The organism is Nocardia sp. NPDC004718, from assembly GCF_053601535.1.
The window spans coordinates 3,532-30,084 of record NZ_JBSGCA010000040.1 but is presented as its reverse complement, the minus strand read 5'-3'; the positions used below and the strand labels follow the sequence as shown (position 1 = coordinate 30,084).

Sequence of the window (26,553 nt, the reverse complement as noted above, 5' to 3'; positions counted from 1 at the left end):
CTTGACGTCGACGAGAAGGTTTAGCGTGGCGGTAGCGGAGACAAGGAGGACGGATGCGCATCGGCGAACTGGCGGAGCGGGCGGGCACCAGCACGCGCGCCTTGCGTTACTACGAGGAGCACGGTTTGGTGCGGCCGCACCGCGCCGCCAACGGTTACCGCTCCTACGACGACGCGGAGGTGCTGATCGTGGCGCAGATCCGCGAACTGCTCGGCGCGGGCTTCGATCTCGACGACATCCGTCCGTTCGTCGCCTGCCTGCGGGCGGGCAACGGCTCCGGAGACGTCTGCCCGGACTCGGTGTCCACCTTGCGGCGCAAGCTGGCCGAGGTCGATTCATACCTGGCGCGGCTGGAGCGAGTACGGGGCCAGCTGCACGAGCGGCTCGCGGCGGCCTGCGAGTTCGACCGGATCGAGGAGCCGCGGTGAGGTTCGCGGTCAGCTACAGCACTCCCTTCTTCGGCGTCGACCCGGACCGGTTGATCGCCTACGCCCAGCACGCCGAGCGCTGCGGATTCGAAGCGATTTACCTGCCCGAGCACGTCGCGCTGTACCCCGGCGCCGCGGTCGGACCGATGGAGATCACGCCCTCGGTGCCGTTCGCCGACCCCCTCGACGCGCTGAGCTTCGTGGCCGCAGCGACCGAGCGGATCCTGCTCGGCACCGCGGTGCTGCTATTGCCCTACCACCATCCGGTCGTGCTGGCCAAACGCCTCGCGACGATCGACGTGCTGTCCAAGGGACGGATGCGCCTGCTCACCGTGGGGGTGGGGACCCTGCCCGGTGAGGCACAGGCCCTCGGCGTCGATTTCACCTCCCGAGGCCGCCGCGCCGACGAGGCCATCGACGTGCTGCGACTGCTGTGGTCCGGTGGCGCGGACGGGGTGAGCTTCGAAGGCGAGTTCTTCCGGTTCGAGAACCTCTGCAGTTATCCGAAACCCCTCGGCGGCGACCTGCCGATCCATGTCGGCGGATCGAGCCGCGCCGCGGCGCGCCGCGCCGGTTCCCGCGGCGACGGTTACTTCCCGGGCGGGATGCTCGCGCCCACCGAACGCGCCGCCCAGCTGGAGATCGCCCATACCGCGGCCGCTGCGGCAGGCCGCGATCCCGGCGCGTTCGAGTACACGCGCTGGGGATCTATCGACATGCCGGTCGAGCGGGTCGATGGACTGGCCGAACAGGGTGTCACGCGCATCGTGGTGAGCGCGAGCACAGGGGATCCGGAGCAAGCCGGAGACGAGCTGTCCGCCTTCGCCGAACGATTCGAACTTGCGAACGCACTGAAATAGCTTTCGCGCCCGGGCGGCGGTCCCGAACCAACTCAGACGGTATGGCCCGCAACCAGATCCGCCACCGAGTGGTAATGCAGGGTCTCCGCGGTGGGCCGCAGCACGGCGCCGTCCTCGGGTTCCAGCAGCATCCCGAGGTGATCACCCAGGTCGTAGCGGTCGCGGATACGAGCGACGAACCAGCTGGGCACCGTGCTGAGCACCGGGATGCCGCCCGGACCCGGGCGCCAGTCGCAGTGCACGAACTTGTCGATGTCGTCGCCGGTCTCACCGCCGAAAAGCCGTGCGAGGGAGAGTTGCTCGCTGCCGAGCAAATGCACCGCGAGCCGGTCGGCGTGCTGCGCGACCCGATAGGTGTAGTTCTTCTTGGACAGGCCGACCAGGAACCGGCGCGGCTCGATGCTGACCTGCGTCGCGAAGCCGACGAGACAACCGGCGCGCCGGCCGTCCGCCTGCACGGTGACCAGCAGCACGGGATAGTCCGCCGCCGCGACCACCGCGTCGAACACTGCGGTCCGGTCTTCGGTAGCCATCGGCCCTCCCAGCGTGATGCGACGTCTTCCCCGGATGCCCGCGCGACCGTCGCGCAAACATGCCGGAACGAGCAGCACTCACCCTACAACCGCGGCGGCAAGTCGTCTGAGACGCCGACGCCGACAAGAGTGAGAGGCCCGTACGACGGCCCGGTAGATCAGCTCTTTCCGATCTACATTGCCGTGGATGATAGTCCACCACAACGACTTCCGCGCCGACACCGAAAACGCATGGTGGCGGTCGCCACATTGCGAGCACATCTCTGCATACGGCTGACCCTCGCCTCGGCGGCCGCGGTTCGGCGGCACGGATCGTGCCACGAACTCGGCGGCGAGCGAGGCCATGGGCAGGCCGAGGATCACAGATCCACGTTCCGGTCGACGGGAGCGTCGCCGGTTCGCCGCCGCAGCGTCATGACGCCCGCCGCTGCGGCGATCATGCACAATCCCACCACCCAGAGCCCGGCGCGCTGACTGCCGGTCGCGTCCTTCAGCCCACCGGTGACGTACGGCGCGACGAAACCGCTGACGTTGCCGACCGAGTTGATCAACGCGATGCCACCCGCCGCCGCCGCGCCGGACAGGAAGGTGCCGGGCAGGGCCCAGAACGTCGGCAGCGCCGCGAGCACGCCGACCGCGCACACCGTGACCGCGACCATCGCGGCGAAGGGATCGCCGAGATACAGCGCCACCGGGATGGCGAGACCGCCCAGCAGCGCGGGCAGGGCGACGTGCCACGCGCGCTCACCGGTCCGGTCGCCGTGCCTGCCCCACCACACCATCACCACGGCCCCGACGAGGTAGGGCACCGCATTGATCAGTCCGCGCTGCACCACCGAGTAGTGCGTTCCGTATTGCTGCTGGAAGCCGTCGATGATCGTCGGCAGGAAGAATCCCAGCGCATACAGGCCGTAGACGATGCCGCCGTAGACGAAGGCGAGGCCGAGCACCCGCGGATGGGTCAGCGCACGGCGCACCGTCCAGTGCTCCGCGCGCCGCAACGTGGCCTGCTCCGCGGCGAGTTCGCCGGCCAGCCACTCCCGTTCGGCGGAGGCCAGCCAGCCCGCCTGCTCGGGACGGTCGGTCAGATAGAACCAAGTCGCCACCGCCAGCGCGACGGCGGGCAACCCCTCGACCAAGAACATGAAACGCCAACCGCTGAGCCCGAAGACGCCGTCGCCGTATCGAATGATCAAGCTGGACACCGTCGCGCCCAACGCGGTGGACAAGGGCACCGCCGTCATGAACAACGCGACGATCCGCGCCCGTTGCGCCTGCGGGAACCAATAGGTCAGATAGAGCAGGATGCCGGGAAAGAAGCCCGCCTCCACCACACCCAGCAGGAACCGCAGGAGATACAGCACGGTGGCGTCGGGCACGAAGGCCATCGCCGTGGCCACCAGCCCCCAGGTGGCCATGATCCGGGCGATCCAGCGCCGGGCGCCGAACCGGTGCAGCGCCAGGTTGCTCGGCACCTCCAGCAGCAGGTATCCGGCGAAGAAGATGCCGGAGGCGAATCCGAACGCGGTCTCGGTGAGCCCGAGCTCGGTCTTCATGCCGCTCGGCCCGGCGAACCCGATGTTCACCCGGTCCAGATAGTTGACGAAGTACAGCAGCCCGAGAAAGGGCAGCAGGCGAATAGTGACCTTGCGCAGCGTCGTGTCTGCCGCCTCGGCGGTGGAAACCATCTGCGCACTCTCGGCTCCGGACGGCCGCGTCGTCAAGGGCGGCGCAGTAAAATCCGTCCCATGGCGGTTACCTGGCCGGACGATGTGGACGACGTTCTCGGCGGCGATCTGACCTGTGCCGCAGCGTATGTGACGCCCGCGGGCGGCGCGGTGGTGTCGGCGGTGTCGCCGATCGGGCTGCGCGACCGGGCCCCGGGAACAGTGGGATTCACGACTTCACTCGGGTTCGGACGCAAGCTGGAGCGAATGAAGCGGCCCAAAGTGGCGCTGGCATATCACGCGCGCGAGCACGGCATAGGAAGCCGGGACAACTCGCGATTCGTGCTGGTGCAGGGCACCGCGGCGTTCGACCCGGCGCCCGACCAGGAGGCGCTCGACCGCCTCGGCGCCCAGGCCACGCCCTACATGGGCGCACCGCGGCGCGGTGTGTTCTGGGACCGGTGGCTGCGCGCCTACTACGCCGATCGAGTGGTGGTGACCGTGACCGTCGATCGCATCGTCGTATGGCCGGACTTCGACGCGGCGGGCACGCCCGAGATCCTCGGTGCCGCGGTCCATTCTGTCGAACCAGCGACACAGCAGCCTCCGGCGAAGGGGACGGCCCCCCGGGTGGACGTCGCCCGGACCGCGGCTCAGGCGGCGAAGCTGCCGCACCGGCTGCTCGGCTACCGGCAGGCCGACGGCTACCCGGCGGTCGTCCCGGTGCAGGTGACCGGGTCGAGCGCCGACGGTGTGCGGTTGACCGTCCCGGCGGGCCTTCCGCAAGGCGGACGCCGCGCCGGGCTGCTGGCCCACGAGTATCGGTCCCAGTTGATCGGCTTGGAATCGCGGCAGAACACCGGCTGGCTCGAGGTTTCCGGCCCCGACGCGGTGTACGCGCCGCACACCGCGTCCGGGTTCAAAGCGCCGCCGAACAAGACCATCCTGTTGCTCGGCAACGGTTTTCTCGCCCGGCGCGGACTCGCGAAGGCTCGCAAGTCCGGCTTGGTCGAAGCATTGCGCTGAGCCGCGCCTCCGGCAGCGACCGGGGGCGCGGGTCAGCCCCTAGTCCGCCGCCAGGTACACCGGCAGCCTGGCGTGCCCGTTGGAGATGAAACTGGACACGCTCCCGAGTTCGGCGGGATCGGCCGCCAGGCGCAGGTTCGGGAAGCGCTGGAAGAGCGCGGGCAGGGCGACCTCGGCTTCCAGCCGCGCCAGGGGTGCGCCCAGGCAGTGATGGGCCCCGTAGCCGAAGGCCAGATGTTCCTTGTTCGCTCGCCGCACGTCGAATTCGCTCGCGGTGGGGCCGTGCAGTTTCGGATCGCGGTTGGCCCCGGCGTAGGACGCGAGGATCGGTTCGCCCTTGGCGATGCGCAGGCCGTCGATCTCGATGTCGTCGGCCGCGAAGCGCAGCGGCAGGTGCGCCACCGGCGCCTCGTACCGCAGCGCCTCCTCGATCAGATCGGACCAGGCCGCACGCCCCTCGGTCACCTCGACACGCTGGTCCGGGTGGGTCAGCAGCGCGAAGACGGCCTGATCGAGCAGGTTGACCGTGGTCTCGTGCCCCGCGCTGATGACAAGCAGCAGCGTGTCGATCAACTCCTGCTCGGTCAGCTGCGAGCCGTCCTCCTCGTCCCGGTGCGAGATCAGCAGGCTGGTCATGTCGTCACCGGGTGTCTCCCGCCGATAGGCGACGAGTTCACCAAGGATCCGGTACATCTCCATGTAGTTCGCCTGGGACTCCTCGGGCCCGAGCGACGTATCGAAGATGCCGTCGACGCATCTGCGCAGACCGGCGTTCAGGGATTCCGGAACGCCCATCAGCGCGCTGATGACCTGGATCGGCAGCGGGTAGGCGAAACCTTCCCTGAGATCGACCGCTTCGCCCGCCGGTGTCGCGGCGAGCGCGCCGAGCAGGTCCGCGGTGATCTGCTCGACCATCGGGCGCATCGCCTGGGTGCGGCGGTGCGTGAAGGCGGGCGCGACGAGTTTGCGCAGCCTGCGGTGGTCGGCACCGTACGCGGTGAACATATTGTTCACCGCGACCCACGGCAACAACGGCCAGTCCTGGGGTATCTCGCCGTTGATCAACGCGGGCCAGTGCTGCTTGCCGTCCTTCGACACCCGGGGATCGGCCAGCAACCGCTTGAGCACGTCGGCGTCGGTGACCGACCACGCTCGCACGCCGCCCGGCAATTCGACCGGGGTCACCGGACCGCGCGCACGAATACGGGCGGACTCACCCTGAATATCGGCACCCACCGGGTCGAGTACCAGGGGTTGTGTGTCCATCGAGGACTCCTTAGAAGACGGTCAGCGGAGGGGATTTCGGAAAGACGACCGGCAGGGAGACCAGAGCGCGGTGGAATGGTCCCGGCCGCCAGTTCAATTGATCGGGCCGCACGCCCAAGCGCATCTCGGGCAAGGCGTCGAGGATCTGGTCGATCGCGTCCTGCACCACCAAGTACGCGGCCGACCGGGCGGGGCAGGCGTGCGGGCCCACGCTCCACGCCAGATGGGCGCGGCTGTCGGTGCGCTGCCCGACGCCGATCGCCGGATCGTTGTTGCATCCGGCCATACTGATCAGCACCGGCTGGTGCGCGGGTAGCCAGACATCATCGATGAGGATCGGCTGGCGCGGGAAGCTGACGCAGTAGTTCGCCATCGGCGGGTCGTTGAACAGCACCTCGTCGAGCGCGTCGCGGGTCGAGAGGCTGCCGCCGAGAAAGTCTCCCGCGAAACGTTCGTCGGTGAGCATCAGCAGCACCGTATTGACGATGAGGTTCTGCGTCGGTTCGATGCCCGCGCCGTAGAGGGTGATCAACTGGTGGATCATCTCGACGTCGTCGAGCCCGGCTTCGTGCCGCAACAGCCTCGAGGTGATGTCGTCGCCCGCGTCCTTGCGCTTGAGCTGCACCAGTTCGAACAGCGCGTCGGTGAGCATCGCGTTGCCCTTGTCCGCGTTGACGCCTTCGAAGATGGCGGCCATACCGGTCGCGACCTGCTGGCTGATGTCCGCCGGGCAGCCGAGCATGGCGTTGAGCACCGCGAAGCTGAGCGGGAACGCGTACTGGCTGATCAGATCCGCCGCGCCGTCCTCGCAGAAGGCGTTGATCAGCGGGATGGCGATCTGCTCGACGGTTCCGTGCATCGCGTGCAGGTCGACCCCGTCGATGGCGGCGACGTTCGCCTGCCGGTAGCGCAGATGTTCCAAGCCCGCGCTGCGCAGCGCGTTCTTCCGCCACTCCAGCATCGGCAGGACCGGGCACTCGCCCGGGATGTCCTTCTGCCAGATCCGCGGATCGGCCGGGAAATGATCGGGATCGTTGAGGATGCGCAGCGCGGTGTGGTAGCCGATCACCAAGGTGGCGGGCACGCCCGGCGACAGCTCGATCGGAACGAGCGAACCGAACTGGCGGCGCATTTGACGGTATGCGTTGTGCGGATCTTCCGCGTATTCCTGCGAATACAACGGGTAACGAGGGCCGCTGGTGTCGATCGGCGAGCCGTGCGAGACGGGGCACCCGGTCGCGGAAGTGGACGGCGGGAAGTGTGGCGTGGTCAAAAGACGAAACTCCAGAGAAACGAACATGTGACGAACGCGATCGACCGGGCGCGTGCGCGCCGCGACGGCGTAGGTCGACGTGAGGCGTGGGATCGGTGACAGGCCGGCGCACACCCTCATCAGCTGTGTGCACGACGACCTCTGAGCGGCAACCTCCTTCTGGACGGGAACGCGGCGATGGCGGCTCGCCGGACGGAGCACGGCTACTGCGCCGTGCTCCCCTCCGGCTGCGGGACATAGACGGACAGGGGCGGTGATTCCGGGAAGAGGACCGGCAGGGCGGTCAGCGATCGATGGAACGGACCCGGTCGCCAGGTCAGCTGCTCGGCAGGAACACCCAACCGCATCTCCGGCAACGCGTCGAGCAGCTGATCGATGGCGTCCTGGGCGATCAGATAGGCCACCGACCGGGCCGGACAAGTGTGCGGCCCGACGCTCCAGGCGAGATGAGCGCGGTTGTCGGTGTAGGCGCCCGTGTTGATCGCGGGGTCGTTGTTGCATCCGGCCATGCTGATGACCACCGGCTGGTGCGCGGGTAGCCAGACGCCGTCGATCAGCATCGGCTGTCGCGGGAAGGTGACGCAGTAGTTCGACAGCGGCGGGTCGGTGAACAACACCTCGTCCAGCGCGTCCCGGGTCGACAGGCTGCCGCCCAGGATGCCGCCCGCGAACCGCTGGTCGGTGAGCATCAGGCGCAGGGTGTTGACGATCAGATTCTGCTGCGGCTCGATCCCCGCGCCGTACAGCATCAGCACCTGCTGGACCATCTCCTCGTCGTCGAAATCGACGGGGTGCCGCAGTATCCGGGAGACGATGTCGTCGCCGGGATGGGATCGCTTGAGCGCCACCAGGTCCGCCATCGCCTCGTTGAACATCGTATTGCCCTGTTCGGCGTCCACGCCTTCGAACATGGCGGCCAGTCCCGCCGCCGCCCGCTGCCCGATGTCCTGAGGGCAGCCGAGCATCGCGTTGATCACCGCGAACGCAAGCGGGAACGCGTATTGCGAGATCAGATCGGCGGAGCCGTCCCCGCAGAACGTATTGATCAGTGGCACGGCGATCTGCTCCACCGTATTGTGCAGCGCGAACTGGTCGATCTCATCGATGCCCGCGACCGTGGCCTGCCGGTATCGGGCATGTTCCATGCCGGAGTTGCGGATCGCCGCCGGACGCCACTCGAGCAGCGGAAGGACCGGACAGTCACTGGGCACGGTCTGCTGCCAGGTCCGCGAATCGGCGGGAAAGTGGTCGGGATCGTTCAGGATGCGCACCGCGGTGTGATATCCGATCACCAGTGTCGCGGGCACGCCGGGCGACAGTTCCACCGGCACCAGGGAACCGTATCTCGCGCGCGCTTCTCGATAGACGTGGTGTGGATCCGCCGCGAAATCGTCCGAGTACAAGGCGACCCGGGGTCCGTCGGAGCCGACCGGTGAACCGTGCGGGACCGGGCAGCCGCTGGAGAAGGACGATGTCGAGGACTGGGGGTGGGTCAAAACGTGACTCCAAAATCGGAACGTTCGACGAGCAGGGTGGGCACACGACACGCGTCCCGGAGCCCGGGAAGCGAACTGCCAGGTGAGCGTCTCGAATTCGAGCGAATGCCGAATTCCGCTGCGGCAAAGCATATCTCGTGTGCCAAACCGATGCGATCGTGCGTGTTCCCACTGCGCACGCCAACGGTGAAACACCTCCGCCCGCGTATCCACGAGGGCCACGCGGGCTGTCGAGTCCCGGCGCGGGACAGCCGAGCGCCCATGCCGGGTGTGATCGAGATGTTCTTCCCAGCCGGCCTACTCCGTCGCCTCCAAGAACACCGGCAGCTCGGAATGACCGTTGGAGATGAAGCTGAGCACGGTGCCCAGCTCGGACGGATCGACCGCGAGGCGCATGTCCGGGAAGCGCCGGAAGATGGCCGGAAGGGCGATCTCGGCTTCCATCCGGGCCAGCGGCGCGCCCAGGCAATGATGCGCCCCGTAACCGAAGGCCACATGATCCTTGACCGAGCGACGCAGGTCGAACTGGTCGGCGTTCGGACCGTGCACCTTCGGATCGCGGTTGGTCGCCACGTAGGAGGCCAGGATCGCCTCCCCCTTGGGAATACGGACGTCGGCGATGTCGATGTCCTCGACGGCGTAGCGCAGCGGCAGGTGCGCGACCGGCGCCTCGTAGCGCAGCGACTCCTCCACCACATCCGACCAGGGGATCCGCCCCGCCACCACATCGGCACGCTGGTCCGCACGGGTGAGCAACGCGAAGATGGCCTGATCCAGCAGGTTCACCGTCGTCTCGTGCCCGGCGTTGATGACCAGCATCAGGGTGTCGACGAGTTCCTTCTCGGTCAGCTGTGAGCCGTCCTCCTCGTCCCGGCTGGCGATCAGCACGCTCGTGATGTCGTCGCCGGGTCTCTCCCGCCGGTACGCCACCAGTTCGCTGATGAGCCGGTACATCTCCAGGTAGTTGGCCTGGGCCTCCTCCGGCCCGAACGAGGTGTCGAAGAATCCGTCGACACATTTCCGCACCCCTGGGCCCAGATGCTCGGGCACACCCATCAGCTCGGTGATGACCTGGATCGGCACCGGATAGGCGTAGCCCTCACGCAGATCGACGGCCGTGCCGCGCGGGGTCGCGGCCAACTGGTCGAGCAACTCGGCGGTGATCGCTTCGATGCGCGGTCGAAGCGCCACCGTACGACGGTGCGTGAACGCGGGTGCGACCAGCTTGCGCAGCCGCCGATGCTCGGCGCCGTAGGCGGTGAACATGTTGTCGACCGCTACCCACGGGTGCAGCGGCCACTCCTCGGTGATCTCGCCGTTCATGAACGCGGCCCAGTGCTGCCTGGGATCCTTCGAGACGCGCGGGTCGGCCAGAAGGCTCTTGAGCACGACGGCATCGGTGATCGACCACGCCGGCACCCCGCCGGGCAGTTCCACTAGGGCCACCGGCCCACGCTCGCGCAGCCGCGCCGCTTCGCCTTGGATATCGGAACCGGTCAGATCCAAGACTATCGGCTCTTGCGACATCGGACGCTTCTCCTTACACCATGTTCAACGGAGGGGACTTGGGGAAGACGACCGGCAGGGCCGCCAACGCCCGGTGGAATGGGCCGGGGCGCCAGACCACTTCGTCCGCGGGCACGGCCAGCCGCATTTCGGGGAGAGCGTCGAGCAGCTGGTCGATGGCTTCTTGCACGACCACGGACGCGACGGACTTCGCGGGGCAGGCGTGCGGTCCGACCGCCCACGCCAGATGCGAGCGATTACCGGTGCGGTCGCCGCCGCGGATCGCCGGATCGTTGTTGCAGCCCGCCAGGCTGACCAGCACCGGCTGGTGCGCGGGCAACCAGACGTTGTCGATCAGGATGGGCTGGCGCGGATAGGTGATGCAGAAGTTCGCCATGGGCGGGTCGTTGAACAACACCTCGTCCAGCGCGTCACGCGTCGACAGCGCGCCGCCGAGCATGTCGCCACCGAAACGGTCGTCGGTGAGCATCAGCAGCAGGGTGTTGGTGATCAGGTTCTGCTGCGGCTCGATCCCGGCGCCGTAGAGGCTGATCAGGTTCGACAGCATCTCCTCGTCGTCGAGGCCTGCCGGGTGATGCGCCAACCGGGACGTGACGTCGTCGCCCGGCTCCGCGCGGCGCTGGTGGATCAGCTCCATCAGCGCCTCGGAGAGCATCTGCATGCCCTTGGCCGCCTCGACGGTGTCGAAGAGCATCGCCATGCCGGTGGCGACCCGCTGCCCCAGTTCCGTCGAACAGCCGACGATCCGGTTGAGCACTTCGAAGACGAGCGGGAACGCGTACTGGGTCACCAGATCGGCGGACCCCGCCTGGCAGAAGGTGTTGATCAGCGGAATCGCGATGCGCTCTACCATCGAGTGCACCTCGTGCAGGTCGATGGCGTCGATGCTCGCGACGTACGCACCCCGGTAGCGGGCATGCGCCGCGCCGCTGTTGCGCAGCGCGTTCGGGTACCACTCCATCATCGGACGGATGGGCGAGTCCTCGGGAATGTTCTTCTGCCAGATGCGTGGATCGGCGGGGAAGTGCTCGGGATCGTTGAGGATCCGCACGGCTTCCTGATAGCCGATCACCAGCGTGGCGGGCACCCCTGGCGACAGTTCGATCGGGACCAACGAACCGTGGCGCCTGCGCATTTCCCGGTAGATCCCGTGGGGGTCGGCCGCGAATCCCTCGGCATAGAGCGGAATTCTGGGACCGTCGGTGTCGATCGGCGATCCGTGTGCGACCGGGCAGGCGCCGCTGGATAGGTGCGCGGGGTGGGTCGAGGACTGGGGCGTGGTCAAATGCGAGACTCCAAACGGTGGAACAAGAATTCGACTAGCGTGATCAGCGAACGCAGGCACGTGCCTCGGTCCCGGGCGTCCAGTGACGTCAGGGGGGTCCCGGGTTCCAGGTCGAGGGCATCGCGCACCTCGTCGAGCGGGTAGGGCCGGGCGCCTTCGAACTGGTTGACGGCGACCGAATACGGGACGCCGCGCTCCTCCAGCACCGAGAGGACCTCGTCGGACTTCTCGATGCGGCGGGTGTCCACCAGCACGAGCGCGCCGAGCGCACCGCGGGCCAGCTCCTCCCACAAGGGGACGAAACGCTGCTGACCCGGAGTGCCGAACAGGTAGAGCGCCAATTTGGGACTGAGCGTGATGCGGCCGAAGTCCATCGCGACCGTGGTCTGCGACTTGCCGGGCAGCCCCGCCATGTCGTCGACGCCGACGCTGGCTTCGGTGATGGTCTCCTCGGTGCGCAGCGGTTTGATCTCCGAGACGCTGCTCACGAACGTGGTCTTGCCGACACCGAAGTTGCCGGCCACCAGCAGTTTCACCGAGCGGGTCACGGTCTCCGGCACGTAATCGACGGCGCGATCAGACGGCGAGAGCACGGAGCCCATTGAGTACCTCCTCCAGCAGAGCGATCTCCGGCAGGGACTCGGCCGGGGTGGGGGTGACCAGATGCCCGCCGTCCATGAGATCGGACGCGACGATCTTCACGACGGACGGCGGAAGGTCGAGGTACGCAGCGATCTCCGCGATCGACAGCGCACCCCGACGGCTGCACAGGGCCATGACCCGGCGCGCATCGGGCGACGCGCCGGGGAGTGGATCTTTGGCGGTCAGGACCAAAGTAACCAGGTCCAGCTCGCGAGTGGGGCGCGTACGCCCTCCGGTGCGCACATAAGCCCGGACCAGGTCCGGATCGCGCCGCGGCTTGCTCATGACGGCCCCTCGCTCTCGCTCGGCTCCGTGCTGCCCAGCGGCGCAGTACCTCTGACTCGCTCGCTGCGCTCGATCATGGCATTTCGCTGCCGTCAACGCGCCTGCGCGGCTGGCTGCCGAGCTCGCGTCCGACCCGGCCTGCCAGCTCGTTCATCCGGTGGGCGACGAGGCCCACGTCGATGTCGTTGGTGGTCGCGACGCCGAGTAGCGCGCCCTCGCCCGCCGCGGTGATGAGGATCATTCCCTGGTCGTACTCGGTCATGTTCTGCCGCACGCCGTTCGTGGCGTCACCGCAGAATTCGCCGAGCGCCTTACCGAGCGAACGCAGGCCGGAGGCCGCGGCGGCGAAGCGTTCCGCCTCGTCGCGGGCGATCCCCGTGGAGTGCGCGATCCGCAGGCCGTCGTCGGAGAGCAACACCGAGAACCGCACACCCGTGATGCTGAGATCTTCGAGTAGCCAGCCCAGTTTGTTGCTGCTGTCGGTCACGGGTGTGGCCATCAGGATGTCATCCCTTCCGTGTCATCAGATGCGGCGGCGCGGCCGCTCTTGGAGCCGGTATGCCAAGCTGCGGCGACCTCGGGGCGAGCGAGACCGGGTTCGGTGCGCGGCCCGACCGGGGCGAGTGCGACCGTCCTGCGTCGCCGCTTGGGTAGCCCGCCGCTGGTGATCTCGCTCACCGACAGCGACGGCTCGTTCTCGCCGGGCTGTTCGCTCGGCGCGTCCTGCGCGGGAACCGTGGCCGGCTCCGGTTTTGCCTCGGTCACGGGCGCGACCTCCTGGACGTTCTGCGGGGTGACCAGCAGCGACTCCGGGATGTAGACCATCGCGCGCATGCCGCCGTAGACGTTCGGGCCGTCGATGTAGACGGTGAAGCCGTAGCGGCGGGCCAGCGCGGCGATGCCCGGGAAGCCGACCTTCGGCGACGGGCCGAGCTGGTGGATGTCGACGGGCCGCTCGTGCGCGAGCACCTGGCGGGCCTCCTCCATCTGCTCGGCGTTCATCCGCACGCCCGCGTCATCGATGATGACGGTGACGCCGTGGTGACCCTCCTGGAAGTTGACGTCCACGTAGGAAGTCGGCGGCGAGTACCGCAACGCGTTGTCCAGCAAGGTCGCCAATGTGTGCACGAGCGGTTCCACCGCGCGGCTGATCACGACACGGTCGAGCTGGTTGGGCCGCACCCGCAGGTATTCCCGGACACGGCCGGTGGCGCCGCCGACCACGTCGGTCAGCGTCTGCGCGGGCCAGCGGCGGCCGGGCAGACCACCGCAGACGATCACGTAGGACTGCGCCTGACGGATCATCTGCTGCACCGTGTGGTCGATGCGGGTGAGGGTTTCGTACACCTGATCGTCGCGATGCTCACGCAGCGCGGCGCTCACCACCTGGCTGACGTCAGCGCCGAGGCTGACCACGGAGGTGCCGAACGAGCGGACCGCGGCGCTGGTCGCTTGGCGCGACGCGGAGGCGACCTCGTTGCGCGCGGCCTCCTCGGCCGCCTTGATCGCCTGCTGTCCTTCGTTGTTGGTCAGCTCCCTGGTCTCCGAGCGCATCAGGCTCAGATCGTCGGCATACCGCTCGGAGATCCACCGCAGGATCTGCGCGAGCCGCGAATTCTCCATGCCCGCCTGGACTTCGACCGGGGGCACCTGGGACTCGAACCGGCGGATCGACTCGGCCACCGCGGGTAGCGTGGTGGCGGCGAACCGCTCGAGCGTGTCCTCGGTCGCGCGCTGTTCCCTGGCCAGAGCCTCGAGCTTGGCCCGCTGAGCCCTGGCATACTGCACTGCGTACAACGCCCCCGCTACGGCGATCACCAAAGCGACGGCGAGGATCCATGAAAGCACCACGGCGATATCTTGATTCATCAGTTCTTTCGTCGTTGACTGGTCTCGAGGAATCGGCCCACTGCCATCCTGCTTCGCTCGCCTTCCCTCGCCTGCCGACCCATGAACGGACCGGTCGGTGGGGTCCGCGTCGGAGTACCGGAAATCCCACGACGGCACCGGCGCTCACCGAGAGCGCCTACCGCACAGTGCCCGCAGGACAGGCGATTACATGTCAATCGCCGACCGCCCGGATCGTGTCCGAACGGTAACCAGAACCCGACCATTCGCACATTAGCAGCATTCCACCGAACTCTCTGCCGATCCCACAGACACTTTCCGGATTCCCGGAACTGGGACGATAGGTGCCGCAGATCGCGACATAGCTGCGCAATAATGTTGGGCTGCGGTGCAACCCGTGGACCATTTGTCCTGCGTATGGGCCTGCGCGCCGGAGAGCACCGGAAGCGCGGGTGGCGGCGCGGAGGCCGGGAACGCCCACGGCGGCCGAGCCGAACAGGCGGAATGGATGTTCGCTGACGCATCAACAAATGTATTGGCGGGTGCTCGAATTCGAGTCCGCGAAGTAGCGTCCACCTCTGTGCGGGGACTCCACCCGGACCGGCCGCCCTCGCCACCGACCGGACCGCGGGAGCCGGATACCATGCGCCCATGGCAAAGCTGAAGGTCTCGGTCGACGTCCCGATCTCGCCCGAGGAGGCCTGGACGCACACCTCCAACCTCGCCGAACTCGACAAATGGCTGACCATGCACGAAGCGTGGCGCGGAGAGGTTCCCGCCGAATTGACCGTCGGCACCCAACTGGTCGGCATCGCCTCAGTGAAGGGCCTGCGCAATCGGGTCACCTGGACCGTGCGGGCCGCCGAACCGCCGCGCCGCCTGCAACTGACCGGCGCGGGCAAAGGCGGCACCAAACTGGGTTTGCAGCTGCTCGTCGCCCCGAAGGGCTCCGGTTCGGAGGTCACCGTCGACATCGAACTCGGCGGCGCGCCGCTGTTCGGCCCCATCGGATCCGGTGTGGCCCGCGCCGTCAAGGGCGATATCGAACGTTCCCTGGATCGCTTCATCGCCCTGTACGGGTGACCTCGGCCGTCACCCGCCGAAGGTGTCGAAGATCGTTTCGGCGCGGTCGCGGGTGCGGTACATGCCCCACGCGGTCTCGGCCAAGTCGTCCGGATCCAGAGTGTGGCCGTCCGGGCTGCCGAACCGCGCCGGGTCGGCGGCGACCATCGCGTGGATGTCCCCACGCTCGACGAGACCGCCGATGGTGAGTGTGCCCGCGTAGAGACCGCGCTCGGCCAAAGCCGCGTTCAGGGTGAGCGCGTAGTTGCGCAGCGCCGCGGCGGCGAGGGCGAGGTGGCCGAGCATGGGCATGGGGCGGACGCTGGAGAGCCCGCCGGCGAAGAGCAGTGCGCCTTTCCCCCGATCGAGCATGCCCGGCAGCACGCCGCTCACCACGTCGACCGCGGGCCACACCCACTCGAACGCCGATCGCGCTGTCGCCGCGTCGATGTCGGTGATCGGCACCGGCTGCTGCGTCGGCCCCGGTCCGTAATAGACCATTCCGATCGGGCCCTCCCTGCGGATGTCGCCGAGTATCGCGCCGAGCCGCGACCGATCGGTGACGTCCGCGACGTGAGCGGTGGCGGCTACACCACGTTCCGCCAGGTCCGCGAGATACCCGGCGTGCCGAGCGTCGCTGCGCGAGATCAGCGCGACGCGGAACCCTTCCCGTCCGAACCGGCGGGCCATCGACATCCCGAGGCCGGGGCCGACACCGACGATCACCGCTGTTTCCTGATCCGCCATGCGTTCTCCTTAATTTGAGGCCCCCCTCGATTTATCACCGTAGCACGAAGTCGAGGGCTCCCTCAGGTTCGGTAGGATGATCGCGTGACCAAACCGCTGCGCCGCGACGCCGCTCGCAATCGCGATAATCTGCTGCGGGCAGCGGCCCAGGTGTTCACCGAACAGGGCCTCGACGGCTCGCTGGAGGAGATCGCGCGGCGCGCCTGCGTCAGCATCGGGACGCTCTACAACCACTTCCCCACCCGCGACACCCTGATCGATGCCCTCCTGCCGCCCCGGTTTGCCGCGGTGGACGAGATCGCCGCCCGGGCGGCGGCCGAACCGGACGCGTGGACGGCGTTCACCGGATTCGTGGAAGACCTGCTCAGCAGGCTCACCGCCGATCGCGGACTGCTAGAGGCGTTCACCGGGGACCATCCAGCGGCGGTTCAGCTGGCGCAGGCCTGCCATCGCGGAATGTCGCATCTGTCGACGGTGCTCGCGCGCGTCCGGGATGCCGGCGCATTGCGTGCCGACGCGACCGACGAAGATGTCGTCAACTTGGTATGGGCGCTGTCGCTGCTCGGCGAGACCACCGGCTCGCCGTCGTGGCGGCGCGGCCTGGAGATCGTCTTCGACGGGCTGCGCGGCGATCGCTGAACGAAAGGATTTCGCACAGGTGCCCTACGCAACGGCGGCCGATGGAGTTCGCCTCGCCTATCAAGTGGCGGGCACGGGCAGCCCGCTGGTCCTGCTCGCCGGGCAGGCCAACAGCCATCACTGGTGGGACGGCATCCGCACGGACTTCGAGACCGGGTATCGCACCATCACGCTCGACTGGCGCGGTACCGGCGACAGCGACAAACCCGATGAGGTCTACAGCACCGAGGGTTTCGCCGACGACGTGGTGGCGGTCCTCGACGACTTGGGCGTGCGGCAAGCCGACGTCTACGGCACGTCCATGGGCGGGCGAGTGGCCCAGTGGCTGGCCGCCCGCCATCCGGACCGGGTGCACACCCTGGTGCTCGGCTGCACCTCTCCGGGCGGAAAACACGCTTTCGAACGCGGTCCGGAAGTCAGGAGATCGCTCGCGCAGCGCGACCCCGCGGCCGCGCGACAGGCTCTGCTGGAATTGATGTACACCCCGGCTCGGCTGGCGAGCACCTCCGGCCCGTACAACACGCTCGGCGACCCGGCCATGCCCGCCTACGCGAAGCGCAGGCATCTGTACGCGAGCAACAAGCACGACGCCTGGGATGCGCTGCCCGACGTCCGGGTTCCCACTCTGGTGGTGCACGGCACGGAGGACTGCTTCAATCCCGCCGCGAACGCTCCCCTGCTGGTCGAGCGCATCCCCGACGCGCGACTGCATCTGATCGAGGGCGCACGGCACGCGTATTTCGACGAGTTCCGCTCGGTGGCGAGCCCGGCCGTCTTGGCGTTCCTCGACGGGGCGCGGCCTCGGCCCACCACGGGCCTTGCCCACGGCAAGAAATAGGGGCCGCGGCGGCATCCGCCCGGCCCCTGGGTAGGTCCCGGGATCGGCAGGCGATCCCGGGACGAGTACCGCTAGGCGTGCACCACTGTCGCCGCGTCGACCGCCTGTGGGTCCTTCGGCTTGGTCCGCGGCAGGAAGGACGCCGGGATCAAGGTGAGCACGATCAGCACCAGCGCCACCACATAGGTGTGGCTGAACGCTTCCGCGGCCTGCTGCAGCCCGGTTTCGACGGCGCCCGGCGGAAGCTGGCTCGCCAAGCTGGGATCGAAGTTGGCCGCGATCGCCGGGCGCGCCAGCGGCTGGTTGTTCAGCAGGTTGGTCAGCACCACCGACATCGTCGCCGTGCCGATGGAGCCCGCGGTCTGGTTGACGATGTTCATCAGCGTCGACCCGCGCGCCACCTGCTGGTGGGTGAGAGTCTGGATCGCCGCGGTCATGATCGGCATCATGGTGCAGCCCATGCCGAGGCCCATCACGAACAGCGCGCCGATCATGGGGAGATACGAGCTGTCCGCGTCGAGTTGGACGAAGTAGGCCGTCCCGATCGAGATCAGCGTGATACCGACCAGCACGATCTTGCCCGGGCCGATCTTGTCCACGAAGCGGCCCGCGATCGGCATGCTGAGCATCGCGCCGATGCCCTGCGGCGCGATCAGCAGACCGGCTTGCAGCGCCGACTCACCGCGCACCTGTTGCAAATAGGTCGGCAGCAGCAGACCCGCTCCGAAGAAGGCGATGGCGAACAACACCATCGTGAGCACCGCGAAGGTGAGCGCGCGGTTGCGGAACAGGTGCAGATCGATCAGCGGGTGCTCGGTGCGCAGCGCGTGGAACACGAACGCCGCCATGAGCACCGCGCCGATGGCGGCCGGGATCAGCACCCGCGCCGCGAGCACCGTCCCCTGCTCCGGGATGGAGGAGACGCCGAACAGGAACAGCGCCAGGCCGGGCGAGGCCAGCAGCATGCCGATGAAGTCGAACGACTCGGACGGCTCCGGCTTGTCGCTGGGCAGCACGATGGACGCCAGCGTCAAGGCGATCACGCCGATCGGCAGGTTGATCAGGAAGATCCAGTGCCAGCTGAAGTTCTCGATCAGCCAGCCACCCAGGATCGGGCCGCCGATCGGGCCGAGCAGCATCGGCACGCCGAGCACCGCCATCACCCGGCCGACCCGCTGCGGACCGGCCGCATGGGTCATGATCGTCATGCCGAGCGGCATCAGCATGCCGCCGCCGAGGCCCTGGATCACGCGGAACGCGATCAGCGATTCGATGTTCCACGCCGTGCTGCACAGCAGTGAGCCGAGCACGAAGAAGGTCAACGCCATGATGTACAGCCGCTTGGTGCCGAAGCGGTCGGCCGCCCATCCGGTCAGCGGGATCACGGTGGCCAGCGCCAGCGTGTACCCGGTCATCGTCCACGCCGCGATGGCGTAGCTCGTGTCGAACTCGCGCTGGAAGGTCGGGATCGCGACGCTGACGACGGTGATGTCGAGAATCGACATGATCGCGCCGAGCACCACGACGCCGGCGACCTTGAAGACGGCCGCGTCGAGTTTGTCGGTGGCCGGGTCGGGCCCAGCCGCCTGGGTATCCGGAGGTTGTGTCACCGTTTAAGCGTGGCACCTTCGCGGCCGCAATACCAGTCATTACGGGTTCCCGTTGCCGGAAAATCCGCCAGCGCGACCAAGGCGGCCCGAGTCGCTGCCTCACTGGCGGGCAGCAGAGGCAACCGTACCGCAGGGCTCGGTATGCGACCCTGCGCCGCGAGCACCGCTTTGATCACCGCGGGGTTGGGTTCGGCGAACAACGCGGCCGACAATACCGCGAGCCGGTGACCGAGCGTCCGCGCCACATCGACCGGACCGGAGCGCCACGCGGCGACCATCGCCGCGAACGACGAGGTGTGCACGGCGGCCGAGGCCGCGATCGCACCGGACGCGCCGAGGGCCAGCAGCGGCGCGGCGAACAGATCGTCACCGGCCAGTACGGCGAAGCCTGCGGGCCGGGTGGCCATCAGCGTGACGGTGGCGTCGTCGACGGCGCCGACGGCATGCTTCAGGCCGATGACGTTGGGCAGGTCGGCCAGCGCGAGGAGTGTCGCGGTTCCCAGGGAAAGTCCGGTCCGGTAGGGGATGTGGTAGATGATCAGCGGAACGGGAGAGGCCGCCGCGAGTTCGCGGAAATGCGCGAGCACGCCCGCCTCGGAAGGGCGCGTGTAATACGGGACCACGGTGAGCGCCGCGGTGGTGCGCGGATCCAGCCCGGCGAGGGCTGCGACGGAAGCCGCCGTCGAGTTCGATCCGGCGCCGACGATCAACGGCGCGTCGCGTTCCCGGCACACGCGCGCGCAGACGGCGATCACTTCCGCCCGCTCGGCGGCGGTCAGAGTCGCGGGCTCCCCGGTGGTGCCGAGCGCGACAAGGCCGGTCGCGCCGTCGTCGAGGACTTGGCGGGCGAGCCGCTCCAGCGCGTCCGCGGCGAGTGCGCCGTCGGCCGTGAACGGGGTGACCAGAGGAACGAAGAGACCTGCGAGCGTCATGACGATCAGCCTCGCCGCCGGAACTCATCAGATCCAGTTCACGTTTCTGTCGCAGACCATAAGCTGAACTTATGCTCGACGTCCGCAAACTGCGCCTCCTGCGGGAACTGTCGCACCGCGAGACCATCGCGGCGGTCGCGGAGGCCCTCGCTTACACCCCTTCGGCGGTCTCCCAGCAACTCGCCGCACTGGAACGGGAAGCGGGCGTGCCACTGTTGACGCGGACGGGCAGGCGGGTGACGCTGACCCCGGCGGCCGTGGCGCTCGTCGGGCACACCGAGCGGATACTCGCGGTGCTCGAGCAGGCCACCGCCGAACTGGCCACGATCCGCACCGAACTCACCGGAACCTTGCGCATCGGCGCGTTTCCGACCGCGGTGCGGACCATCCTTTCCCCCGCGCTCGTCGCGCTGAGCAGCGCGCATCCCCGGCTGGAATTGCGCGTGACCGAATTGGACCCGGCGCTGGCGCCCGACGCGCTGCGCGCCGAGACCCTGGACGTCGCGCTGATCCAGGAGTACGACTACGCGCCGGTCCCCGCCGATCCCGCGTTGCACAGCGAGCCGCTGTTCGAGGAGATCGTCCATCTCGCCGCGCGCACCGCCGAACCGCTCGCCGCGCATCGCGAAAGCGCTTGGATAGCAAGCACTCCCGGCACAATGTGCCACACCATGACGGTGCGCGCCTGCGAGGCGGCGGGCTTCACGCCCAGGATCCGGCATCACGCCGACGACTTCGGCACGGTCCTCGCGCTCGTGGCCGCGGGTCAGGGTGTCGCGTTGGTCCCGGAATTCGGTACGCGGGATTGCCCGCAGGGCGTCATCCTCGGCGCGCTGCCGATGCGACGGCGCACGCACCTCGCCTACCGGCGCGGCACGGGTGACCATCCCGCCGTGCGCGCCGCACGCGTCGCGCTGCGGGAATCGGCGGGACGCTCCGGCCGCTGAACCCCTCAGCGCAGCCGATATCGGCTGGTGGGCACGACATCCAAGTTCCGGTCACCGCCGAACGTCGCGACACTCGCCATCAGCCGATCGATGCGGCGTGCCAGTTCCGCTCCGTCACCGCCGCTGCCGTAGAAGGCGTGCGGATCGGTGAGCGCCTCGAGCGGGAACAGCTCCTCCACGATCCCGGCGATGTCCGGCGCACCGGCTGTCGCGGGCCCGGTCACGACGTTCTGCACGTAGCCGAAGGTCGCCTGAGTCTCGATGGCGACGGCGGTGTGATGGTTGCGCCAGCGATCCAGCCACTCGGCATGCGACAGGTCGTCCGGTTTACGTAGGAAGGCGAAGTTCGACAGGCCCGGCGCACGCTCGAGCACCGCGGTGACCGGTGGGGGAATCGGCGTCGCCTCCTCGACATGCCAGCCTTCCACCCGCTCGGCCACGGTGCTCAGCACGCGCGCGGCCACCTCCGCCTGCGGCGCGTCCGCCCACCAGACGCTGACGACGGCCCGCACCGGCGCGTCGAACGACGTGATGCGCAGCATCGCCGTCTCGACCGCCGCGTCGGAGATGTTCGCCTGCACCGCGGCGGCCCCGGTCAGGCGCGGCGCGAAGTCCGCCGCGAGCAGGTCACCGACGCCCCACAGCGCAAAGATGGTCTTCATCGACAGGCCACTTTCTAGAACACGTTTCACTCGCGTTCGAGCCTAACCCACCCGCACGGTTGGTCGCTCGGGCTCGGGGTATCCGACCCTCAGGCTTGCGAAGGTGGTGATCCGTGCGGACCATATCGACCGACATACCGGCCAGGCTGGATCGTCTGCCCTGGTCGCGGTGGCATTGGATGATCGTGATCGGGCTCGGATCCGTCTGGATCCTCGACGGGCTCGAAGTGACGGTCGTCGGCAGCGTGGCCGCGCGGCTTTCGGAACCGGGCAGCGGCCTGACCATCACGGCCGCACAGGTTTCTGGTGTCGCGGCGGCGATGTACGTGGCGGGCGCGGGCACGGGCGCTCTCTTCTTCGGTTGGCTGACCGACAGGTTCGGCCGCAAGAAGCTGTTCCTGATCACGCTCGCGATCTACCTCTTCGCGACCGCCATGACGGCGTTGTCGTTCTCGATGTGGTGGTTCGTCTTGTTCCGCTTCCTCACCGGCTTCGGCATCGGCGGCGAATACGCGGCGATCAACTCCGCGATCGACGAGCTGATCCCCAAGCAGTACCGCGGACGCATCGACATCGTCATCAACGGCACCTATTGGCTCGGCGCGGTCGGCGGCGCGTTGCTGTCCATCGTCGCATTGAACACGAATCTGTTCCCGCCGAATGTGGGCTGGCGCTTGACCTTCGCGCTCGGCGCCGTGTTCGGCCTGATCATCCTGCTGGTGCGCAGACATGTGCCGGAAAGTCCGCGCTGGCAGTTCATCCACGGTCACGAGGACGACGCGGAACGCTCGGTCACCGCGATCGAGGCGCGCGTCCGGGACGACACGGGCGCTTCGCTCGCCGACGTCTCCGATCACCAGATCCGGATCCGGCAGCGGCGCAGCATCTCCTTCCGGGAGATCGCGGCGGTGCTGGTGCGGCACTATCCGCGCCGCAGCGTGCTCGGGTTGTCGCTGTTCATCGGGCAGGCGTTCCTCTACAACGCCGTCACGTTCAACTACGCGCTCATCCTGTCCAGATCGTTCGGCATTCCGGACGACCGGGTCGGTTATTACTTCGCGGTCCTCTGCTTCGGCAACTTCCTCGGTCCGTTGCTGCTGGGCAAGTTCTTCGACACGATCGGGCGCAAGCCCATGATCGCGGGCAGCTACCTCGGCTCGGCCGTGCTGCTGCTGGGCACGGCGTGGCTTTTCGCGGCGGGCCACCTGACCGCGACCACGCTCACCGCCTGCTGGACCGCGGTGCTGTTCGTCGCGTCGTGCGGCGCCAGCGCGGCGTATCTGACCGTCAGCGAGGTCTTCCCGATGGAAACCCGCGCCATGGCCATCGCCTTCTTCTACGCGATCGGTACCGTCGCGGGCGGCGTCGCGGGACCGTTGGTGTTCGCCGGGCTGACCGCGGGCGGCGAGCCGGGGAAGACGGCCCTGGCGTTCACCATCGGAGCGCTCGCCATGTTCGCCGCCGGTCTGGTGGAACTGGCCTACGGGGTGCCTGCGGAAGGGCGGTCGCTGGAGGATTTGGCCGAGCCGCTCAGCGCGACGCCCGAGCGGGCGCGCGTCGAGGCCGGTCAGCCGCCGCCGAGCGGATAGGGACGATACCGCGGATCGTCGCTCGCGATGGCCTCGCCGCCAACCTCGTCCGCGATTGCGCCCGTTGCCCTTCCAGATCTCGAAAGGCTTGCCGTTACGGCTCTCCACCGGTGCGGCGGCGGAAAACTGCGTGGCGACCGCACAGAAGGCAGGTCGCACCCGCCCCGGAATTCGCGGGGCGGTCATGGATGGGACGAGTCGCTACATCCTCGCAAGTCGAGCCGAACTCGGAGCGAGTCTTCGATTTCGAACGCCGCGAAATGTGAATGTCACGTAAACGCGCGAAGTTTTCGGTGAACGCGCTCCCGGCCCACCGTTCAGGCCACGAACGACATTCGTGATCACCCTGTGCGCGCAGCGCTTTCGGCTATGCCGCGGAAAACCCTCGCACACATTCGGGCGCAAGTCGTAGAACAACTCACCGCCCGCAATTCCGCGCCGAGGGCCGGCCGACGCCGGCCGGCCTTCTGCACGTTGCGGCGAAACCGACGAGCCCGCGGCTCGTCAGTTGTGCCGCGGGTCGGCGGCCGAGGCGTGCGGCCGGGTGATCCGGCGATGCGCCATGACTTCGGCCCACCAACTGCTCAGCGGGCTCGGGTCGGGCCATACGATCCGATCTCGTTCTTCGTCGTCCGCGACGGGCGCTTCGGGTTTCTCGATCACGATGACATTCCTCTGCGCTGGTGCACGTAGCCGTACACATACTTGCGGAGAGCCCTCGTGTCCGTGCGCGCCGGTAGTTTCGCGACAGAGCGCGTCGAATCGGCTGAACGTCGAGCAGCGCGGGTTCCTCGCCCCTTTTATCGGATGACCGCGCTGTCGATCCGATACATCCCACATTTACCACAGCCGACGGGAAACAAACCGATCTTTTCGGTTTACGATCTGGACACCAAGCGGTCGCTTGTTCACTATTTTCGGCGCTGAACAGTGGAAATAGCGGGTTCGGCCGGGTTTCTTACACGAAACCGAAAAAGCACCGGGTGGTGAAACACACGCGGCCAACTCGTCGCCATCACCCACGGCAGCGCCCGCGCTGACAGCGATCGGCCTCGGCCGCGCGTACGCGACTCCGGAACGCGGCGCGGTAGCGGCGGCGGTTGGAGGCTTCGTAGATCCCTCGGGTACAACTCGTGTGGTAGCGCGCCCCCACACGAACGCGCCGCGCCCACCTGCGTTCGCTGATTCGGCTCGACACGCCCGGGTACCCGCCGACTGTGGTGCACCGAACCGAAGCCGTCGGCACACACGACGAAGTCACCCACCGCCGAGCAGCACGGACCGGGTGGTCGCCGATGGTTTCCGACGACCACCGGCACGGGCCTTCGCGGCAAGGGATGCCTAGGTGATCTCGATGGCCGACCTCCGCCGCATAATCCATCAGCACGGGCCCTTCGCATCGGTCTGCTTCGACAGTTCCCACGACACCGAGGACGCGGCGCGCGGCACCGAGCTACGCTGGCGTTCGATAGACGCCGAACTGGACCGCAGCGGAGCCCGGCCGCGCACCCGCCGGCTGCTAGCCCAGGCGATCGAACTGCACCCACCGGCGCGAGGGCGATGCGGCAGGCTGCTCATCGCCGACGAGACCGAGGTGCTCGCCGACGAACGTCTACCGCGCCCGCCCGACATCCAGACCGTCCGGGTGTCGCCGCTGCCCTACCTGCTGCCGCTTATCGAAGCGCAGGCGGAGAAAGTACCGCATGTCGTCGCGCTCGTGGGCCGGGTGGGCTCGGAGCTGTACGCACTCGACGGCCACGGCAGCGAAACGAGGCAGACCCTCCGCACCGCCGGCCATCCGGTGCTCGAGCCTCGGCGCGACGACTGGTCGCACCGCACGATCCGGCAGCGGATCGAGGACACGGCGCGACGCAACGTCCGCGAGTTCGCGGGCGAGCTGGACCGGCTCGCCGATACCGTGCGCGCGGAGGTCGTCGTGCTCGCCGGGGAAGCCTTGGCCCGTGCGGAACTTCGGGCGGTGTTCGATGCGAAGGGCAGGGACGTCATCGACGCCGAAACCGGCACGCTGACAGCGGGTTCGGACCCCGAGGCGCTCGACGCCGAGGTCCGCGCGATTCTGCACCGGGTGGCGGCGCAGCGGCGCCGCCGGGTCCTCGAGCGCTTCGCCGCCGAGATCGAGCGCCCGGACGGCTTGGCGGTGGCCGGACTGGCCGCGACCACCAGCGTGCTGCGCGCCGCCACCGTGGAGCGGCTACTGCTCGATCTCGGAGTGCTGGGCGACCGATTGGTGCCGGCCGGGTCCGCCCCGAACCCTCTGATCGGCCCGGCCACGAACGGCTCGGCCGGTGAGATGCGCCGCGCCGACGAGGCGCTGCCGGTGGCGGCTCTGGCGATCGGGGCCGAGATCGTCCTGGTCGACGCCGTGGCAGCCCTGCACGACGGGGTCGGCGCCGTGCTGCGCGACCACTAGGACCGATCCCTACGACTTAGGGATGCGCTCGTGCAATGTGAGCAGCATGTGGTCGAACGCGGTCTGCACTCCGGGCGAGGCCGGGGGCAGGCGGTCGATTTCGGCGATGAGCTGGGCGGCGAGGTCGCGCAGCTTGACGTTGGTCTCCTGCGAGCGCCACTGCAACACGTGGAATGCCTGGTCGGCGTTGATCCGGTAGACCCGCATCAGCACGCCTTTGGCCTGCTCGATCAGCGCGCGCGCTTCGACGAGTCGCGGCAGCGTGTCGTCGAGCAGATCCTGGCGGTCCTCGGCGATGGTGGCCGTCAGGTCGACGTAGTAGCCCGCGGTGCCGACCACGGTGCCGTCCTTGTCGGTCATGGTGTCGCCCAGTACGAGCACATGGTGCGGCACACCCGCGGTGTCGATGATGCGATGACGGCTGCAGAACGGTTCGGCGTTGCGCACCGACTTCTCGATCGCCTCCGCGACATGATCCCGATCCTCGGGGTGCTTGTGCGCGAGTAGCAACTCGGTCGTCGGCGTCACCGCGTCAGGCTCGTAACCGTGCATCGCGGCGACCTCGTCCGACCACTCCCAGTGCTGGTCGGCGAACCAGAACCGGAAGCTTCCCGTGGCCTGCGGGATCCCCGCACCGACCACCCGGGCTACGGTGTCTTCGGCCGTGTCCACGATTGAGTCGCCCGATCCGTTCATCGCGTCAGTATGCTCCTACCTGCAGCGTCTCACCGTGATCCCGGCGATCGAAGCGAACGTCCCGACCGCGCACCGCACGCGGCGCCAACATCATCTTATTCCCGGCGGAGCATGGCCGGCCGGACGATCCGCCGCGAGCCCGTCACCATGGCCGGATAGTCTGGGGGTCGTGGGGGGGGGGGGGGGGGGGGGCCCCCCCCCCCCCGCCCCGGGCGGATTGATCGGGGGCGCCGGGGGGGCCCGGGGTGGGCGGGGGGGTGGGCG

General features: G+C 68.3%; 26 protein-coding genes. 9 read left to right on the top strand and 17 right to left on the bottom strand.

Features of this window, described 5'->3' with window-relative positions; translation table 11 throughout:
- Positions 1-53: 53 nt before the first annotated feature.
- Together ACWEH3_RS26270 and ACWEH3_RS26265 are read left to right on the top strand one after the other, a co-directional pair.
- Entirely contained in the window at positions 54-428 is a 375-nt protein-coding gene (locus ACWEH3_RS26270) for a MerR family transcriptional regulator (RefSeq protein WP_450020240.1), read from the top strand.
- Positions 425-1,288 carry a TIGR03619 family F420-dependent LLM class oxidoreductase gene (locus tag ACWEH3_RS26265; protein WP_450020242.1) on the top strand — a complete coding sequence of 288 codons (864 nt, stop codon included), beginning with the start codon at positions 425-427 and terminating at the stop codon, positions 1,286-1,288. The genes ACWEH3_RS26270 and ACWEH3_RS26265 overlap by 4 nt, the downstream gene beginning before the upstream one ends.
- A gap of 32 nt (positions 1,289-1,320) precedes the next feature.
- On the opposite strand, the gene ACWEH3_RS26260 is transcribed toward ACWEH3_RS26265, so the two are convergent.
- Positions 1,321-1,821 carry a flavin reductase family protein gene (locus ACWEH3_RS26260; protein WP_450020244.1) on the bottom strand — a complete coding sequence of 167 codons (501 nt, stop codon included), beginning with the start codon at positions 1,819-1,821 and terminating at the stop codon, positions 1,321-1,323.
- A 359-nt stretch (positions 1,822-2,180) separates the two neighbouring features.
- A complete protein-coding gene (locus ACWEH3_RS26255) occupies positions 2,181-3,509 on the bottom strand; it encodes an MFS transporter (RefSeq protein WP_450020246.1) in 1,329 nt (442 codons plus the stop codon).
- Positions 3,510-3,569: 60 nt separating this feature from the next.
- Here ACWEH3_RS26255 and ACWEH3_RS26250 point away from each other — a divergent pair, with 60 nt between their 5' ends.
- On the top strand, positions 3,570-4,514 hold the full coding sequence (locus ACWEH3_RS26250) for a hypothetical protein (protein ID WP_450020248.1): 945 nt from the start codon (positions 3,570-3,572) through the stop codon (positions 4,512-4,514).
- A 39-nt stretch (positions 4,515-4,553) separates the two neighbouring features.
- Here the strand turns inward: ACWEH3_RS26250 and ACWEH3_RS26245 are convergent, their stop codons facing one another.
- From ACWEH3_RS26245 to ACWEH3_RS26205, 9 genes are all read right to left on the bottom strand, one after another.
- Positions 4,554-5,780, bottom strand: a complete 1,227-nt coding sequence (locus ACWEH3_RS26245; protein WP_450020250.1) for a cytochrome P450 family protein — start codon at positions 5,778-5,780, stop codon at positions 4,554-4,556.
- Positions 5,781-5,790: 10 nt separating this feature from the next.
- Entirely contained in the window at positions 5,791-6,912 is a 1,122-nt protein-coding gene (locus tag ACWEH3_RS26240; RefSeq protein ID WP_450020252.1) for a cytochrome P450, read from the bottom strand.
- A gap of 344 nt (positions 6,913-7,256) precedes the next feature.
- Positions 7,257-8,549 (bottom strand): cytochrome P450, encoded by a 1,293-nt coding sequence (locus tag ACWEH3_RS26235; protein ID WP_450020254.1) that lies wholly within the window; start codon positions 8,547-8,549, stop codon positions 7,257-7,259.
- A gap of 297 nt (positions 8,550-8,846) precedes the next feature.
- Positions 8,847-10,076 (bottom strand): cytochrome P450 family protein, encoded by a 1,230-nt coding sequence (locus tag ACWEH3_RS26230; RefSeq protein WP_450020256.1) that lies wholly within the window; start codon positions 10,074-10,076, stop codon positions 8,847-8,849.
- Positions 10,077-10,089: 13 nt separating this feature from the next.
- Positions 10,090-11,361 carry a cytochrome P450 gene (locus ACWEH3_RS26225; RefSeq protein ID WP_450020258.1) on the bottom strand — a complete coding sequence of 424 codons (1,272 nt, stop codon included), beginning with the start codon at positions 11,359-11,361 and terminating at the stop codon, positions 10,090-10,092.
- A complete protein-coding gene (locus ACWEH3_RS26220; RefSeq protein WP_039805400.1) occupies positions 11,358-11,963 on the bottom strand; it encodes a GTP-binding protein in 606 nt (201 codons plus the stop codon). The genes ACWEH3_RS26225 and ACWEH3_RS26220 overlap by 4 nt, the downstream gene beginning before the upstream one ends.
- The gene (locus tag ACWEH3_RS26215; protein ID WP_039805398.1) at positions 11,938-12,288 is read right to left on the bottom strand and encodes a DUF742 domain-containing protein; all 351 of its coding nucleotides are present in this window, start codon (positions 12,286-12,288) and stop codon (positions 11,938-11,940) included. The genes ACWEH3_RS26220 and ACWEH3_RS26215 overlap by 26 nt, the downstream gene beginning before the upstream one ends.
- Positions 12,289-12,361: 73 nt before the next feature.
- Positions 12,362-12,787, bottom strand: coding sequence for a roadblock/LC7 domain-containing protein (locus ACWEH3_RS26210; protein WP_039805396.1), 426 nt, complete (start codon positions 12,785-12,787; stop codon positions 12,362-12,364).
- Positions 12,787-14,157, bottom strand: a complete 1,371-nt coding sequence (locus tag ACWEH3_RS26205) for a sensor histidine kinase (protein ID WP_450020261.1) — start codon at positions 14,155-14,157, stop codon at positions 12,787-12,789. Before ACWEH3_RS26205 ends, ACWEH3_RS26210 begins: the two co-directional genes overlap by 1 nt.
- Before the next feature lie 630 nt (positions 14,158-14,787).
- Between ACWEH3_RS26205 and ACWEH3_RS26200 the strand changes: the two genes are divergently transcribed.
- A complete protein-coding gene (locus tag ACWEH3_RS26200; protein WP_067809684.1) occupies positions 14,788-15,219 on the top strand; it encodes a type II toxin-antitoxin system Rv0910 family toxin in 432 nt (143 codons plus the stop codon).
- Between the two features lie 9 nt (positions 15,220-15,228).
- Here ACWEH3_RS26200 and ACWEH3_RS26195 read toward each other — a convergent pair whose 3' ends face one another.
- A complete protein-coding gene (locus ACWEH3_RS26195) occupies positions 15,229-15,945 on the bottom strand; it encodes an SDR family NAD(P)-dependent oxidoreductase (RefSeq protein ID WP_450020263.1) in 717 nt (238 codons plus the stop codon).
- An 84-nt stretch (positions 15,946-16,029) separates the two neighbouring features.
- Here ACWEH3_RS26195 and ACWEH3_RS26190 point away from each other — a divergent pair, with 84 nt between their 5' ends.
- The gene (locus ACWEH3_RS26190; protein ID WP_450020265.1) at positions 16,030-16,584 is read left to right on the top strand and encodes a TetR/AcrR family transcriptional regulator; all 555 of its coding nucleotides are present in this window, start codon (positions 16,030-16,032) and stop codon (positions 16,582-16,584) included.
- 19 nt (positions 16,585-16,603) lie between these two features.
- A complete protein-coding gene (locus tag ACWEH3_RS26185) occupies positions 16,604-17,422 on the top strand; it encodes an alpha/beta fold hydrolase (protein ID WP_450020267.1) in 819 nt (272 codons plus the stop codon).
- Between the two features lie 71 nt (positions 17,423-17,493).
- Here the strand turns inward: ACWEH3_RS26185 and ACWEH3_RS26180 are convergent, their stop codons facing one another.
- Both ACWEH3_RS26180 and dapA read right to left on the bottom strand, forming a co-directional pair.
- Positions 17,494-19,032 carry a DHA2 family efflux MFS transporter permease subunit gene (locus ACWEH3_RS26180; protein ID WP_450020269.1) on the bottom strand — a complete coding sequence of 513 codons (1,539 nt, stop codon included), beginning with the start codon at positions 19,030-19,032 and terminating at the stop codon, positions 17,494-17,496.
- Positions 19,029-19,964 carry a 4-hydroxy-tetrahydrodipicolinate synthase gene (gene dapA, locus ACWEH3_RS26175; protein WP_450020271.1) on the bottom strand — a complete coding sequence of 312 codons (936 nt, stop codon included), beginning with the start codon at positions 19,962-19,964 and terminating at the stop codon, positions 19,029-19,031. Before dapA ends, ACWEH3_RS26180 begins: the two co-directional genes overlap by 4 nt.
- Before the next feature lie 71 nt (positions 19,965-20,035).
- On the opposite strand from dapA, the gene ACWEH3_RS26170 reads away from it, so the two are divergent.
- Positions 20,036-20,911: a LysR family transcriptional regulator gene (locus ACWEH3_RS26170; protein ID WP_450020273.1), complete on the top strand. Its 876-nt coding sequence runs from the start codon at positions 20,036-20,038 to the stop codon at positions 20,909-20,911.
- Positions 20,912-20,916: 5 nt separating this feature from the next.
- Here ACWEH3_RS26170 and ACWEH3_RS26165 read toward each other — a convergent pair whose 3' ends face one another.
- A complete protein-coding gene (locus tag ACWEH3_RS26165) occupies positions 20,917-21,573 on the bottom strand; it encodes an EthD domain-containing protein (RefSeq protein ID WP_450020275.1) in 657 nt (218 codons plus the stop codon).
- Between the two features lie 113 nt (positions 21,574-21,686).
- On the opposite strand from ACWEH3_RS26165, the gene ACWEH3_RS26160 reads away from it, so the two are divergent.
- Positions 21,687-23,162 (top strand): MFS transporter, encoded by a 1,476-nt coding sequence (locus ACWEH3_RS26160; RefSeq protein WP_450020277.1) that lies wholly within the window; start codon positions 21,687-21,689, stop codon positions 23,160-23,162.
- A 504-nt stretch (positions 23,163-23,666) separates the two neighbouring features.
- Here the strand turns inward: ACWEH3_RS26160 and ACWEH3_RS26155 are convergent.
- Positions 23,667-23,825 (bottom strand): hypothetical protein, encoded by a 159-nt coding sequence (locus ACWEH3_RS26155; protein WP_355076589.1) that lies wholly within the window; start codon positions 23,823-23,825, stop codon positions 23,667-23,669.
- A 691-nt stretch (positions 23,826-24,516) separates the two neighbouring features.
- On the opposite strand from ACWEH3_RS26155, the gene ACWEH3_RS26150 reads away from it, so the two are divergent.
- Complete coding sequence (locus ACWEH3_RS26150) at positions 24,517-25,593, top strand: baeRF2 domain-containing protein (RefSeq protein WP_450020279.1); 1,077 nt, start codon at positions 24,517-24,519, stop codon at positions 25,591-25,593.
- A gap of 9 nt (positions 25,594-25,602) precedes the next feature.
- Here the strand turns inward: ACWEH3_RS26150 and ACWEH3_RS26145 are convergent, their stop codons facing one another.
- The gene (locus tag ACWEH3_RS26145) at positions 25,603-26,289 is read right to left on the bottom strand and encodes a PAS and ANTAR domain-containing protein (protein ID WP_450020281.1); all 687 of its coding nucleotides are present in this window, start codon (positions 26,287-26,289) and stop codon (positions 25,603-25,605) included.
- Positions 26,290-26,553 lie beyond the last annotated feature (264 nt).

Bases quoted from the DNA above. Each gene is read 5' to 3' on its own strand.
- ACWEH3_RS26255 (WP_450020246.1), bottom strand. From the start codon at position 3,509: ATGGTTTCCACCGCCGAGGCGGCAGACACGACGCTGCGCAAGGTCACT.
- ACWEH3_RS26170 (WP_450020273.1), top strand. From the start codon at position 20,036: ATGCTCGACGTCCGCAAACTGCGCCTCCTGCGGGAACTGTCGCACCGC.
- ACWEH3_RS26165 (WP_450020275.1), bottom strand. From the start codon at position 21,573: ATGAAGACCATCTTTGCGCTGTGGGGCGTCGGTGACCTGCTCGCGGCG.
- ACWEH3_RS26260 (WP_450020244.1), bottom strand. From the start codon at position 1,821: ATGGCTACCGAAGACCGGACCGCAGTGTTCGACGCGGTGGTCGCGGCG.
- dapA (WP_450020271.1), bottom strand. From the start codon at position 19,964: ATGACGCTCGCAGGTCTCTTCGTTCCTCTGGTCACCCCGTTCACGGCC.
- ACWEH3_RS26240 (WP_450020252.1), bottom strand. From the start codon at position 6,912: ATGCGCCGCCAGTTCGGTTCGCTCGTTCCGATCGAGCTGTCGCCGGGC.
- ACWEH3_RS26205 (WP_450020261.1), bottom strand. From the start codon at position 14,157: ATGAATCAAGATATCGCCGTGGTGCTTTCATGGATCCTCGCCGTCGCT.
- ACWEH3_RS26250 (WP_450020248.1), top strand. From the start codon at position 3,570: ATGGCGGTTACCTGGCCGGACGATGTGGACGACGTTCTCGGCGGCGAT.
- ACWEH3_RS26220 (WP_039805400.1), bottom strand. From the start codon at position 11,963: ATGGGCTCCGTGCTCTCGCCGTCTGATCGCGCCGTCGATTACGTGCCG.
- ACWEH3_RS26150 (WP_450020279.1), top strand. From the start codon at position 24,517: ATGGCCGACCTCCGCCGCATAATCCATCAGCACGGGCCCTTCGCATCG.
- ACWEH3_RS26200 (WP_067809684.1), top strand. From the start codon at position 14,788: ATGGCAAAGCTGAAGGTCTCGGTCGACGTCCCGATCTCGCCCGAGGAG.
- ACWEH3_RS26270 (WP_450020240.1), top strand. From the start codon at position 54: ATGCGCATCGGCGAACTGGCGGAGCGGGCGGGCACCAGCACGCGCGCC.
- ACWEH3_RS26230 (WP_450020256.1), bottom strand. From the start codon at position 10,076: ATGTCGCAAGAGCCGATAGTCTTGGATCTGACCGGTTCCGATATCCAA.
- ACWEH3_RS26195 (WP_450020263.1), bottom strand. From the start codon at position 15,945: ATGGCGGATCAGGAAACAGCGGTGATCGTCGGTGTCGGCCCCGGCCTC.
- ACWEH3_RS26210 (WP_039805396.1), bottom strand. From the start codon at position 12,787: ATGGCCACACCCGTGACCGACAGCAGCAACAAACTGGGCTGGCTACTC.
- ACWEH3_RS26245 (WP_450020250.1), bottom strand. From the start codon at position 5,780: ATGGACACACAACCCCTGGTACTCGACCCGGTGGGTGCCGATATTCAG.
- ACWEH3_RS26215 (WP_039805398.1), bottom strand. From the start codon at position 12,288: ATGAGCAAGCCGCGGCGCGATCCGGACCTGGTCCGGGCTTATGTGCGC.
- ACWEH3_RS26145 (WP_450020281.1), bottom strand. From the start codon at position 26,289: ATGAACGGATCGGGCGACTCAATCGTGGACACGGCCGAAGACACCGTA.